The organism is Streptomyces sp. NBC_01433 (genome assembly GCF_026340105.1).
Classification (GTDB): Bacteria; Actinomycetota; Actinomycetes; order Streptomycetales; family Streptomycetaceae; genus Streptomyces.
Map to the genome: position 1 here is coordinate 201,907 of NZ_JAPEPM010000006.1, position 12,337 is coordinate 214,243.

The window sequence follows — 12,337 nt, forward strand, 5'->3', positions numbered from 1 at the left end:
GGCCTTTCTGCTCAGGCGACCTGGCGGCCGGGACGGCTCGGGCCGAACCGGACGGCGAAGGGCTCTCCGAACTCGTCGATGCACGCCTGTGCGCCCGTGAGGAACAGATGCCGGGGCATGTTCGCCTCGATGAGGGCGGTCGCGAACGTGTCGGGGTCGACCCCTTCGGCCGCGGCGGCCCGCTGAAGCCTGCTGCCTGACTCGTCGCTCATCTCGACCTGGAACCTCGTCATGAAGCCACGGTAGCGGGCCCGAGTCGCCCGAGGAAGCTGATGGCCGATTTCGCGCCTTCCCGCAGGCGCGGCAGGATCCGGTCAGGTGAGGCGGGAGCTCTTCGGTCGGCCACCGGACTCCTCATGGGCGGTGAGCTGCGCGCGCACGTAGTCGCCCAAGGCCCGTACGGACGCTTCGTTGACACCTGTGAGGTCGCCGCCACAGAACCGCACGTCCATGCCTTCGTCCTTCAGCTCCTGCAAAGCGGCGTTCGTACCGATCCGGCGCAGGAGCTCTACGCAAATCTCCTCGGAGAGCATCCACTGTGCGGGCAGGCCCCCGATGTGACCAGAGATCTCGCTCAACCGTTGCGGGCCAAGGTCCAGACGTCCGCCCGAGCGGACCTCCGCGAACCAGTCCGGCTCCGGGGCGTACGCGCAGACCGGGGCTCCCGCCTTGGTGAGCGCCGCCCGGACACGCTCAATGCGAGCCAGAACCTCGCCGTCCGCGACCAACGCCTCGGCCGGCACATCAAGAGAGGGAAAGGGCGCGGCGGGCGGCTCGGGGGCAGAGGTGGGACGGCGGTTTCGGCGGAGCTTGGCGAACATCCCTCGATCATGCCGAGGGCCCCTGGCCTGCGGCTATCTCGAGCCGGTGACAATTCTGTGATCATCCCCACGCCTGCGCAGAATGACGGTGCGGCGGCGTGGGCTGCGTGATCTGATCGGTGAGCCGCTCCACCTGTGAGCCGCCCGACGGACCACCTACCGAAACCAAGGAATCGCGTATGAGCGACCTGTCAGCCCGCATCGACCCCAGCAGCGCCCCGGACCCGCTGAGCGGCGTGTACCTGAGGCTGGTCGCCCAAGAATCGATACCCGAGGAAGCGCGAGGGCAGTTCAGCTATCTGCAACCGCTGGCCGCGGACCTCCTGGCGGGCATCGCCCTCGACGCCCCTGACAATGTGCGCGTCCTCAGCGACCGCGACGTGGCCCTCGTCGAGTGGGACACCCTCGCGGCTGCTGCGCGTTCCAATTTGCTCAGCGAGCCGGTCAACTACGACACCGCCGACCTCCCCGGGGGCGCGATTCTCCACATCCTCGGCCACCCGGAGTCGGTGTTCGCGGCCAGCAAGGTGCTCGTCTTCGACGAGGCGGTGCGGGCCGCCGACGGCCCCGAGATTCCGGACGAGGGTGCGCTGCTGGTTGTCCCGAACCGGCACAACCTCGTCTTCTATCCGCTCACCGATCAGCACGTGGCCGAGGCCGCCAACGCGTTGGCGCAGTTCGGGCAGGGCGCGTACGAGGACGGCCCCGGACGCCTCTCCCCTCGAGTGTTCTGGTGGCGCGCCGGCACCCTGACAACGATCACGCACTTCGACCAGGAAAGCCGGACGATGAGGATCGCCCCGCCGGACGAACTCATGACGATCATGCGTCGCTTGGCCAGCACCGCAGGCTGAGGCGCCCCTGCACACGCACGCCCAGCTGGGCGAGCGGTCTGGGCCGGGTGAAGATGAGGGCGAGCACCGATCACGGGCGGCTCCCGGGAACGATCCAAGGACGTCTGCGACCGCCTGAAGGGCCGTGATGCTGTCCCTCCATGGGAACCGCGACCGGGGCCCGCTTGCGCGGGCACTTCGCGGAGCAGCACTAGACCGGATCGGGTGCCCGGAGGCCTGCCGTGGTGCAGGCGGCCCTGAACTCTCCCGTGGGAATGTGCGGGTCGCAGACGGGTGAAGGCTGCGGGGCAGGGCTGCCCGGCCGCCCCACCCGGTCGACAGCGGCACGCGTCCGGCGTGCGATGTCGGCGGCGACCACCGTGGTGAAGGCCTCCGGAACCGGGCGGCGGTCGATGACCCCCAACATCGTTCCGTGTCGCGTGCCCGTCATGGCGTAGGTTTCGATCTTCCAACCCAGCTGCTGCGCCGCAGCGCGTAGGGACGCCCGCAGCAGGTCTGCGCCGCCCAGTTCTTCCACCTCGGCGTCGGGCAAGCGCACCTCGACGCTGCCGCCGTATCCGCCTGCATCTGAGGGGCAGCTGGCCCGCAGCAGCGGAAGGAGAGCGGAGGTCAGGGCGGCACGGCGGGGGTCCGGTGCTGATGGGGGCATGAGGGGTCCTGGGGCTGGTGTCAGGCGGGCAGGGGGGACAGGGGTGTGGTCGGGTCGGCGCGTCGCACGGCGATGATGTCGGCCAGGGCCATACCCGCCTGCAAGACCTCGTCGGCTGCCACGCGCAGCCATGGTTCGTCCTTCGGGCCGGCCGAGTGCTCCTCAATGCCGGTCACGTCGACGCAGTACCACTGCGCTTCTTCGTGACGGCCGTCGGGACCGGCCCAGCAGACTCCCAGCCGCATGCGACGTCCCGGGGCCGTGACACCGGGAAGAATCCGGTGCAGCTGTTCAAGTGCCACCGGGGGACGGTCGCTCAGGACGAGGCAGCCCGTCGTCTTGAACGGCTCGTCGGTGTCCAGGAGCTGGGCGTGCCCGCTCTTCTTGTGCAGGAGGCGGCCCAGTTCGACGAGGACGCGCTGGCGCATCGCCGCGATGAAGGGGGTGCGGGCGCGGACGTCACCGAGGGCGCGCTGCTCGTACGCGGAAGCGCTGCCAAGGCCGTGCCACGGGCCGGGCCCAGGACAGCAGGATGAGCCGCATCCGCAGTCACGGGCGGGGCGGTCGAGGTCATCGGGCTGCGGTCCGGGATCCTGACGGCGGGCGTCGCTGATCTCCTGCTGCAGAGCCTGGAGCTGTAGGGCGTCGCGGGCGGCAGCAGGCAGCCGGTCCCAGACCCTTTCGGGGTATCCGCGGCCGGCAGGGCGGGGGTGGACGTTGGCGAAGGTGTCGAACCACTTCTCCGGGCGCAGATCCTCCCCACTCATCTTCTGGTTCACCTCGTGAGCGGGGTGTTCATAACCCGTCTCGTCCCCCCACAGCAGATAGGCCTCCGCGGCTGCGGTGAGAGTTTCGTCCATGATCGAGTAGTCGAACTCGGACGGGGCGAGACGGGCGAAGGCGGACAGCGGGATGCCGTACCAGTCCTCCTCGCTCTCCTCGGCATCGAAGGGATCCTCGGCCATGCACTGGGCGGATTCGGCCCGCTCGGCGGCGCGATTGCAGGTGATGGTTATCGCCAGGTCCTCACCGTGCGTACGGGGGACCGGCAGCGCACCTGCACGGACGTCGGCGGCCAAGTCCGCGAACGCCCGGGCCACTTGGAGCCGGAATGCCTGGTCCTGCCGGTCGGCGCAGCGGGGCAGACGCATGAAGAGGATGTCCTCGGGGTCCTCGTCGTCCGGGATCAGCGGCACGTAGGGCTCGTCCGTCCACTCCAGGGCCTCGTGGTAGCCGATGTCAGCGAGCTCTTCGGCGACGCCCGCCCACAGCAAGGCACCTGCCGGCGAGAGCATGTCGGCCCGCGGTCCGCGTGGGCGATCGCCCGCCCTCTCATTCAGTGCCGCCCAGGCGTCGCCCTCCACCAGGCTCAGAAGGACCGGCGTACCAGCGCAGCGCTCCTGCGGAGAGGACCCGCTGCTGTCCCGGAAGGGAAGAACGCCGTAGTGGTAGGCCCATGCGTCCGCTGTGGTGATCAGCGAGGGCGCCGGCCCGCTCGCACGGTTCAGAGCGATGCCGCCGTAGATACTCAGAAGATCGTCTTCCATGAACAGCAGCTCGCGCAGTGCAGACCAGTCGAACTGGCCAGAGTCATCGAGGTCATCGTCAGTGAGCCCCGACTGAGCCCGGAAGACGGTGTCGGTGACCGCGCGGAGGTGGATCGCGCGGGCTTCCTCGATCATCAGGTGCATCAGCAGGCCTTCGGCCGGATTGCGCCCCAGCGGAACCCTGCCGCCGAGCACATCGTCCAGCAGTCCCTCGGCGACCGGGGAGAACTGGCTGCGAAAGGCGCTGCCCAGGCCGTCGGTACAGCGGGGCAACCGCACCAGGAATCCCGCACCACGACCGGCCGCAGTGGTGTCGAACGGCTGGTCGCCGAACAGTGCCGCGTCGCGAGAGGCTGCGGCGCTCAGCGCGCCCAGCGCCAGCGCCAGGACACGGCGCGTCGCCGGGGAACACAGCCGCTCCCATTCCTCCGCGATCTCAAGGTCGTCCCAGTCTCCGAGCTCAGCCTCCGCCGGCGGATCGGAAGGCTCGTCGGGGGTGGATCCAAGAGGTGCGTCAGTGCTCACCCGGCAAGCGTAGTGGTGCGTCGGTGCCGGACATGCGGTGCCTGCCGAAACCCGCGAAAGGGGTGCGGTGCTGCGCCCGCACCGCGCGATCAGCGACCGGACCAGGAGTGGTGGCGGCGAGGAGCGTCCGCTCTCGGTTGGACGGCCGGGTATACAGCGGTCGCCCGCCTCCCAATGCCGGGCGAGCTCGGTGGAGATCGGCTCCAGTTCGGGGCGGGAGACCGGTTCACTGCACGCCGATGACGGGCGTGACGCATCGCCTTCCGACCCGGCCCAGCGTTCAGTACTGTTCGGTCTCGACGAAGCTCGCATCCGCGTCGCCGAAGGCGGCGGCGATCGGGTCGAATCCGGGCGGACTGTCCTTGAGGCCCATGCCCATGCCGGCCAGCTTCGCCTTGACCTCGTCGATCGACTTCGCACCGAAGTTGCGGACGTCGAGAAGGTCGGCCTCGGAGCGGGCCACGAGCTCACCGACCGTGTGGATGCCCTCGCGCTTGAGGCAGTTGTACGAGCGGACGCTGAGATCGAGCTCCTCGATCGGCAGCGCCATGTCGGCGGCCAGGGCGGAATCGATCGGGGAGGGGCCCATGTCGATGCCCTCGGCGTCGATGTTGAGCTCGCGGGCCAGACCGAACAGCTCGACCAGGGTCTTGCCGGCAGACGCCATGGCGTCACGCGGGCGCATGGCCTGCTTGGTCTCGACGTCGACGATGAGCTTGTCGAAGTCGGTGCGCTGCTCGACTCGGGTCGCCTCGACCTTGTAGGTGACCTTGAGAACGGGCGAGTAGATCGAGTCGACCGGGATGCGCCCGATCTCCTGACCGACCTGCTTGTTCTGGACGGCGGAGACATAGCCGCGACCGCGCTCGACGGTCAGCTCCATCTCGAGCTTGCCCTTGCCGTTCAGCGTTGCGAGGACCAGGTGCGGGTTGTGCACCTCGACACCGGCCGGCGGCGCGATGTCAGCAGCGGTGACCAGGCCGGGACCCTGCTTTCGCAGGTACATCACGACCGGCTCGTCGTGCGCCGAAGAAAGGTCCAGCTGTTTGATGTTGAGGATGAGGTCGGTGACGTCCTCCTTGACGCCCGGCACGGTGGTGAACTCGTGCAGGACACCGTCGATACGGATGGACGTGACGGCCGCACCCGGGATCGAGGAGAGGAGCGTACGGCGCAGGGAGTTGCCGAGCGTGTAGCCGAAGCCCGGTTCCAGTGGCTCAAGGGCGAACCGGGAGCGGAACTCGTCCACGACCTCTTCGGTCAGCGAGGGGCGCTGAGCAATCAGCATGCGGTGGTGCCTCCAGATTTCGGCGCCCACTATGTGACGCCATAGACACCGCACGGTATCGGCAATGGCGACCGTGCCCGGGCATCCGCCGTCACCGATCGGGCCTGGGCGGCGTTTACCCCGGGAAGCTGCCGGACCGGATGGTCAAGGGTGGGGCCCCGCCAGTCCCGCAGCACCTCGCCGCCGGCCGCCGCTCTGCCTGCCGTGGGGTGGGCCCGACGCCTTCGATGACGAGCGGCACCGGCTGCGCTCGGCCCCGGCTCTGATCGGACACCTCTTGTCGCCAGAGGGCCGACTCTCCCGGGTCGGAGTTCTACGGCCCAGTAGTGCGTCATCCCCAAGCGAAGGCCCACGCATCGTAGAGCCCATGTGCGGCCATGGCCGGGAAGAGCGACCGCTGCCACAGAGTGACAGCCGTGGTGATCACCGCGTTGGCCACCGCGTGCGCGACGTTGACGCTCCCCCCGATGGTGTGCCCGGCCGCGAACACAACCGCCGAAGCCGCGATGGCGGTGCCCATCAATGACCACCGCACCCACCGGCGCCCCGTCCAACTGCCGCGATGCTGCGCCGCGAGGAGGGCCAGCAACAGCGCCAACAAAGGTCCCCGAAAAGCAAGTTCCTCCAGCGGAGCGGGGGCGATGAGCCCGTACATGAACCGGATCGGCGTCGAGGTCTGCGCAACGGCGATGAGTCGCGGATCCTCGCCGGCGGGAACTGACGTCAGGCCCGGAAAGAGAGCCAGGAGCTTCGCCATCGCCCACAAGGCCACCGCGGCGGCGGCCCCTACAGCCGCCCACCGCAGCGTCTGCCGCATCGACACCGGCGCCCGTAGTCCCATGCCGTCGACGAGCCGGCCACCGGCGACCCGCACCGATATCGTCCCCGCGCCGAACGACGCGAAGACCGCCGTAGCCACAAGCCCTGCCGCCGCACCGATCGACGTAAGGAAACTCCGCGGGCTTTCACCGCCCCACGGCACGAACCCCGGTAGGAAGGTGAACACCTCCTGCACCGCCGCCGCAGCCATCAGCGCGGCGCCCCACACGACGACACACGCCACCAGGTCACCAGCCCGTTCGCCGATCGAGCTCGACCGGTCCGCTCGGTCGTCGACCACGGATTCCGTGCCGTTGGCGTCCACCTGACCCCCAAATACTTGTGACCACACAGCTTGCCGCAGAGATCGCGGTCCCTGCTCGCCGCGCGCTTTCCGGGTGGTCACCAGCCGATGGTCAGGCGGCGCTCGGGCCGAGTGACACGGTGGCCGGGTGCGAGACGGGCGTCAGGTGTGGCAGCGGGACAACTGACAGCTACTGAGCGTTGCCGCTGCTCATGATCGTCCGGATTTGCTCGGACGGTGCTCACGCGGAATTGCTCACGAAACCGCGGATCCTGGACCGGTTCTCACGCACTCGCCGCCGCCAGCAGCGAATTGAGAAGTGCCACCGTCTCGGGGGAGTTGTCGAGCCCGGTCTCGGTCGCGATCCTGTTGAGCTGATGGGCGGTGCGCTCGATGCCGGCCCGGTCGCCGGTCTCGCTGTAGATCTGGAACAGGTCGCGGTACAGCAGTTCGGCCTGGATGTCGCAGGTCAGTCCGACGGATGCGGCGTTCGCCGCGGCCCGGAAGTCGCGGGCGGCAGTACGGCGCACGGCGAGCTCGTGGGCGACGTCCACGGTGGCGGAGATCATCTCCTGGATGTCGTGCTCGGCCCACACGTAGCGGCTCTGGTCGATGCCGGAGAACGGCCTGCCACGGACGAGGGCCAGGGCGTGGGCGAGCGCGGTGTCGGCGCCCTCACCCTGGCGGTGCATGCCCTGGCGGTAGAGGTCCTTGAACTGGTGCCAGTCGGCGGTGACGTCCTCGCTGAACGTGTAGACGCCGTTGTTGATGGGCGGCAGGTAGAAGCTGTCGGGAGCGTCGGCGGGGAGGCGGGGATCGCGTCCGAACCAGGCCCGCAGCTTGCTGATGAGGGCGTTCCGGGTGCCCGCGAGCATCCGCTGGCCTGGCCAGATTGCTTCGTCGAGTTCGCGCCGGCCGTGGCCGGGGTGCAGGACGAGCCATGTTGCGATCTCGGTGAGTGTGTTGCGCCGGTAGGACTCGACGCGGCCGAGGGCTCCGGCCACGTCGACCGAGCCCAGGACGCGGATCTGCGGGGCGGCGGGTGGGTCGGGCGGCGTGTTCAGCGCGGCGAGCACGCTGGAGGTGACGGCGGTGACCCGGGCCAGGGGCGGTTCCGGAGCCTGCACGGTGGCCGGCACGGGTGCGAAGGCGTCGTCTTCTTCCCCATCGCCGACGGCGGCGTCGGCAAGGGCGCGGGCGGGGTCAGCGGAGTCGGGTTCTTCGGTGTCGGAATCGGTGACGTCCTGCGGTACGTCGAAGGGGGAGTGGCCGTGCCGCTCGTCGAGGACTTCGGCGAAGACGTCGTCGAAGTCCACCGGGGCCTCGCCGTCAGGGTCATCAGGAAGCGTCGGCTTGTTCATGACTACCGGGGCGGGCGCGTCCGGGTCGCTGACGGCGGCGCTCAGGGCGCTGTTCTCTTCCGCAGCCCACGGGTCCTCGGACGGGTACGAAGCCGCTTCGGCCGGGAAGTCGTCGTCCGTCGGCGGGCTCTGCAGAATCGCGGGCCCGTTCTGCGGGTCGATCCCGATGCCGGCGGCCTCCGGTGACAGGCCGTCGTCGGGGTCCGGTTCCGGCCCGTAGTCCGCGAATCCGTCGGCAGCGTCGCCGGCCGCCTGCGGGGCCAGTGCGCTGAGGTCGGGCAGAGCTGCGGCGGAGTTGCCCGCGGAAGTGGTGGTGACGTGGACTTGGACGGGTGGCACCGGCGGGCTGCCGGCGGTGGCCTGCGGAGTGAGACCCGAGTCGTCGGGCCCATCCGGTTCGTTGGGGAGCGGCCCGTTCGGTTCTGCGGTCCATGCGGGGGCGGGGGCGTCGGCGGTGCTGTTGGCTGTGGCCAGCAGTTCCAGCAGCGGGGCGTACGCCTCGGCTTCCAGGCGCTGCAGGGTGACGGTCAGGTCCAGGCCCGGCAGTTCGACTTCGGCGCCGGGGGTGGCCGGCACCAGCCAGGTGCCGGGTAGCTCCAGGGCGCTCTCGGTGGCGGTGATCACGGCGAGTGCGGTGCGTGGGCGGGAGGAGAGCAGGTCGGCCAGGTCCTCGGCGTGCTGTCCGGTGGGGGCCGTCGGGCACATGAGGACCTGGGGGGTCCAGGTGTCACCGCCGTCGGTGGCCAGGCGGGCGGAGAGCAGGCTGTCCGCGCCGGCCGTGTCCAGGGCGCCGCGCTGGAGGGCGTCGTGCGCGTGCAGTTCGTCGAGCGCGGTTGCGAGGGCTTCATGGTGATGGACGCGGGCGGGGAAGACGTTTTCGAGCTCGGCGCCGAGTCCGGACAGCAGCAGGGAGGTGTCGTCGGTGAGCGCGGAGGAGGCGAGCTCGACCGCCAGTCCGAGCATGATCGCGGCCACATCCTGGGTGCTGCCTTGGAGTTGGAGGAGACCGATGCTTTCCAGGTTGACCAGAACCGGGTCGCCATCGGGGGTCTCCCCGATGCTGACCAGCCCCGGGTAGGGGGCGTTGATGTCGCGGGCTTCGTCGGTGGACAGCAGTGCGGCGCCTCGGCCGGGGCACCACCACAGCGAGGGGTTGGACTCGCTTTCGGTGAAAGGGGCGATGGCCGGGGCCGGAGCTGAGAGGTGCAGTTCGAGGCCGCGGGCATCGAGCCGGGCTGCTTCGATTTCGGGCAGGGGCCGGCCGGTTCGGGCGCAGTTGGCGGCCAGCGTGCGCAGGGCCTGGTGGAGCAGGTCGAGGCCGTCGGCGGACGAGGTGTTGCGCAGTTCCTGCTCGAGGTTGGCGCTGGGCGTGTTTTTGGCGGGCATCGGGATGCGCCGCTTGTGGCGGCGGCGGCGCTGCTGGTGGGCTCGGCGCGCGCCGAGCGCGGCCAGGACGGCGGCGGCGAACAGGCTCGTGACGGCGGCCGCGGTGACGGCGATGCTCGGGCCGTCGTCCTGGGGCGCGGGCTCGGCCGCCGGCGTGGACTGCTCGGGGGCGGACTGCTCGGGGGCAGGCTCGGCGGGGGAGGAGGGCATGGGGTCCCGGTTGGTGTCGGAGCCGGCGGCATCGTGGTCGGGGGGTTCGGGTTGCCGGGACGGGTCCTTCGTGTCGGCGTCCTGGTCTGTCTGGGGGTCCTGTTCATCAGTGGGGTGTTTGTCGGCGGGCTTGTCCTGGGAGGGGGCGGAGCCGGTCTGGGGCAGGGCCAGCTTCCAGCCGGGGAAGATCGTGTCGGGGTCGGTGAACGTGCGGCCGTCGTCCTGCTTGTGGCCCTGGTTGAGGCGGGCGATGTCCATGTAATCGGCGGAGTCCCCGAGTTCGTCCTCGGCGATCTTGGAGAGGGTTTCGCCGGTGCGCACGGTGTGTTCGCTGTGCTGGGCGCCGGAGGGGTCCGCTTTCTGGTCCTGCTGCTTCCAGTCCTTGGGCATGTCCAGCTTCCAGCCTGGCTGAAGGACGCCGCGGGCGGAGAAGGTGGTGCCGTCGGCCATGGTGCGGCCGTCGTTGGCCTGGGCGATTTCCGTCCAGCGCGAGGCGTCCCCGAGTTCCTGCAGGGCGATCTTGGTGAGGCTGTCCCGGGGCTGGACGGTGTAGTTGGTGGAGGTGGGGGCCGCGGGAGCGGACTGGGGTGCGCTGGCGGGTGCGGCCTGCGGCGCCGTGGCGGCGGAGACGGCCGGCGCGTGCGCGGGTGCACTGTTGGACGGTGCGGCCATGGCGGCCTGGGCGGGCAGCAGGAGCAGGACGCCGCCGACGAGGGTGGCGGCCAGGCGTTGGACGCCCATGGAGGGCATGGTCAGGCTCGGCCGGCCGCGCAGCTGGGCGGGGACCTCCATCAACGTGCACAGCGCGAAGACGGCCCAGCCGATCCAGCCGCCCGCCATGACCACGGCGAAGAACGGTGCGCCGAGGTTGCGGGACGTCATCAGGGCGGTGATCTCGTCGAGGGAGACCCCGTGGGGCAGCAGCACGCTGGTGAGGAACCACAGGAGGGCGGGCAGCCCGACCAGCAGCGTGAGCAGGGCGAGGAGGCTGGCCAGGCCGCGCAGAAGGTTGACGGCGAGGCTGCGGGAACGGCGGGGTGTCATGACGGGTTCACTCCTCAGGTGCGCCGACGCCGTGGAGCAGCTCGGACGAGGCGTGGCCTTCGACGTCCAGCGAGGGCTGGCCGAGGATCTGCAGGAAGACGGTGGGGCGTTGGGTGGTGACGTCGACGGTGATGGTGGTGCCGTTGCCTTCGACGGTGACCGTTCCGTCCACTCCGGCGGCACTCAGGTAGCGGCGGGCTTCGGCGGAGGCCCTGCCCGGATCGAGGACGACGGCGTCGCCGGGGACCGCCTGGGCGGGGTCGATGGCCTGTGCCCCGGCGCGCGCCGCCTCGGCGGCGATCGCGTCGGCGTGCTCGATGTCGCGGAGCTTGCCGCCCAGGTCGTAGGTGATTCCGAGCATGATGAGCAGCGGGATCACCATGAGGATCCACCACAGCGACAGGGAGCCGCGATCGGTGCGCAGCGGGGCGAGGAGCGTGCGAAGACGCGGCAGGTGGTTCATCGCTGGCGGTACCTGTCGATGACGGAGGTGAAGGACGATTCGACCGTCTTGGAGCCGAAACCGGGTCCCAGGTCGGCAAGTTGCACGGTGCAGCGCACGCGTGCGGTGACCGCCCCGTACTGGCCCAGAGGGGCGCTGAACCCGGAGGTGTCGACGGTCACCGACGTGCTCGAGCAGTGCAGCTTGCTGTCGTCGAACGCCGACTGCGCTGCCGCTCTCGCCCGCGGATAGGCCTCGCCCGCGGTACGCGCGAGGGAGGCCTCGCGGGCAGCGTCGGCGGCCGCGGCGTCGACCGCGTTGCTTGAGGTGATGATGCGTCCGGCGACCATGGCCAGCGCGAAGAACAGCAGGGCGGCCGGCACCCACATGACGAACTCGACTGCGATGCGGCCCTCGTCGTCGGCCAGCTTCCGGCGCACGGGTGCGCTCACGGGTTGGACCACCTTTCCACCGGGCCGGTGGCGTGTTCTCTCACGGTGATGTTCAGGCCGAGCACGGACTGGGCCTTTCCGGTCACGGTGAACTCGATGCGCTCGGCGCCGCTGGTGACGCTGACCCGCGGGCTGAGCAGACTGTCCGGGGCCCGGGCGAACAGCGCGTCGGCGCGCGCGAGGCCCTCGTCGGTGGAGCTGCCGTAGCCGCGGGCACCGGCGATCGCCTCGCGTGCGGCGGTGGTCGCCAGGGTCTTGGCGTAGTAGATGTTGCCGGCCTCCGCGAGCAGGAGAGCGATCAGGAGTGCCGCCGGAAAGATCATCAGAGCCTCCAGTGACGCGTCACCGTCGTCCTTGCGCAGCCTTCTCGCCACGCGGCGCAGCCACGCAGATCGGGGCATCACAGCCCCGTCATTCCATCGAGCTTGGCCTGGCCCAGGACCTTGAACGCGGCAATGGCGATGGCGGCGAACGCCACGACCCCCACGATCCACATGATCATGCTGATGTTGTTGTCGCCCCGTTCGCCGTCCTCACGCAGTTCGTCCAGGTGCTGGTGGAGGGACGTGGTGAGACGGAGCACGGCGGCGTGGGCGGTGACGGCGATGCGCAGGTTCAGGTCGTTGATCACGGTG

Annotated in this window: 12 protein-coding genes; 1 reads left to right on the plus strand and 11 read right to left on the minus strand. The window is 70.0% G+C overall.

Annotation, left to right across the window (positions count from 1 at the left end):
- Positions 1-11: 11 nt before the first annotated feature.
- Both OG413_RS44455 and OG413_RS44460 read right to left on the minus strand, forming a co-directional pair.
- Entirely contained in the window at positions 12-233 is a 222-nt protein-coding gene (locus tag OG413_RS44455; protein WP_266815724.1) for a hypothetical protein, read from the minus strand.
- An 81-nt stretch (positions 234-314) separates the two neighbouring features.
- Positions 315-821, minus strand: a complete 507-nt coding sequence (locus OG413_RS44460; RefSeq protein ID WP_266815725.1) for a hypothetical protein — start codon at positions 819-821, stop codon at positions 315-317.
- A gap of 179 nt (positions 822-1,000) precedes the next feature.
- Between OG413_RS44460 and OG413_RS44465 the strand changes: the two genes are divergently transcribed.
- Positions 1,001-1,675 (plus strand): hypothetical protein, encoded by a 675-nt coding sequence (locus tag OG413_RS44465; protein WP_266815726.1) that lies wholly within the window; start codon positions 1,001-1,003, stop codon positions 1,673-1,675.
- 190 nt (positions 1,676-1,865) lie between these two features.
- Here the strand turns inward: OG413_RS44465 and OG413_RS44470 are convergent, their stop codons facing one another.
- From OG413_RS44470 to OG413_RS44510, 9 genes are all read right to left on the minus strand, one after another.
- A complete protein-coding gene (locus tag OG413_RS44470) occupies positions 1,866-2,324 on the minus strand; it encodes a hypothetical protein (protein WP_266815727.1) in 459 nt (152 codons plus the stop codon).
- A 20-nt stretch (positions 2,325-2,344) separates the two neighbouring features.
- A complete protein-coding gene (locus OG413_RS44475; protein WP_266815728.1) occupies positions 2,345-4,396 on the minus strand; it encodes a hypothetical protein in 2,052 nt (683 codons plus the stop codon).
- Positions 4,397-4,676: 280 nt separating this feature from the next.
- Positions 4,677-5,684, minus strand: coding sequence for a DNA-directed RNA polymerase subunit alpha (locus OG413_RS44480; RefSeq protein ID WP_266815729.1), 1,008 nt, complete (start codon positions 5,682-5,684; stop codon positions 4,677-4,679).
- Between the two features lie 331 nt (positions 5,685-6,015).
- Complete coding sequence (locus OG413_RS44485) at positions 6,016-6,828, minus strand: CPBP family intramembrane glutamic endopeptidase (RefSeq protein WP_266815730.1); 813 nt, start codon at positions 6,826-6,828, stop codon at positions 6,016-6,018.
- A gap of 263 nt (positions 6,829-7,091) precedes the next feature.
- Positions 7,092-10,808 carry a LysM peptidoglycan-binding domain-containing protein gene (locus OG413_RS44490; RefSeq protein WP_266815731.1) on the minus strand — a complete coding sequence of 1,239 codons (3,717 nt, stop codon included), beginning with the start codon at positions 10,806-10,808 and terminating at the stop codon, positions 7,092-7,094.
- A 7-nt stretch (positions 10,809-10,815) separates the two neighbouring features.
- A complete protein-coding gene (locus tag OG413_RS44495; RefSeq protein WP_266815732.1) occupies positions 10,816-11,271 on the minus strand; it encodes a pilus assembly protein TadG-related protein in 456 nt (151 codons plus the stop codon).
- Positions 11,268-11,702, minus strand: a complete 435-nt coding sequence (locus OG413_RS44500) for a TadE/TadG family type IV pilus assembly protein (protein ID WP_266815733.1) — start codon at positions 11,700-11,702, stop codon at positions 11,268-11,270. The genes OG413_RS44495 and OG413_RS44500 overlap by 4 nt, the downstream gene beginning before the upstream one ends.
- A complete protein-coding gene (locus OG413_RS44505) occupies positions 11,699-12,103 on the minus strand; it encodes a TadE/TadG family type IV pilus assembly protein (protein ID WP_266815734.1) in 405 nt (134 codons plus the stop codon). The genes OG413_RS44500 and OG413_RS44505 overlap by 4 nt, the downstream gene beginning before the upstream one ends.
- On the minus strand, positions 12,103-12,333 hold the full coding sequence (locus tag OG413_RS44510) for a hypothetical protein (RefSeq protein WP_266815735.1): 231 nt from the start codon (positions 12,331-12,333) through the stop codon (positions 12,103-12,105). Before OG413_RS44510 ends, OG413_RS44505 begins: the two co-directional genes overlap by 1 nt.
- Positions 12,334-12,337: the final 4 nt, after the last annotated feature.

Excerpts from the sequence above, each read along its gene's own strand:
- OG413_RS44455 (WP_266815724.1), bottom strand. The coding sequence starts at position 233 with ATGACGAGGTTCCAGGTCGAGATGAGCGACGAGTCAGGCAGCAGGCTT.
- OG413_RS44460 (WP_266815725.1), bottom strand. The coding sequence starts at position 821 with ATGTTCGCCAAGCTCCGCCGAAACCGCCGTCCCACCTCTGCCCCCGAG.
- OG413_RS44465 (WP_266815726.1), top strand. The coding sequence starts at position 1,001 with ATGAGCGACCTGTCAGCCCGCATCGACCCCAGCAGCGCCCCGGACCCG.
- OG413_RS44470 (WP_266815727.1), bottom strand. The coding sequence starts at position 2,324 with ATGCCCCCATCAGCACCGGACCCCCGCCGTGCCGCCCTGACCTCCGCT.
- OG413_RS44480 (WP_266815729.1), bottom strand. The coding sequence starts at position 5,684 with ATGCTGATTGCTCAGCGCCCCTCGCTGACCGAAGAGGTCGTGGACGAG.
- OG413_RS44490 (WP_266815731.1), bottom strand. The coding sequence starts at position 10,808 with ATGACACCCCGCCGTTCCCGCAGCCTCGCCGTCAACCTTCTGCGCGGC.
- OG413_RS44495 (WP_266815732.1), bottom strand. The coding sequence starts at position 11,271 with ATGAACCACCTGCCGCGTCTTCGCACGCTCCTCGCCCCGCTGCGCACC.
- OG413_RS44505 (WP_266815734.1), bottom strand. The coding sequence starts at position 12,103 with ATGCCCCGATCTGCGTGGCTGCGCCGCGTGGCGAGAAGGCTGCGCAAG.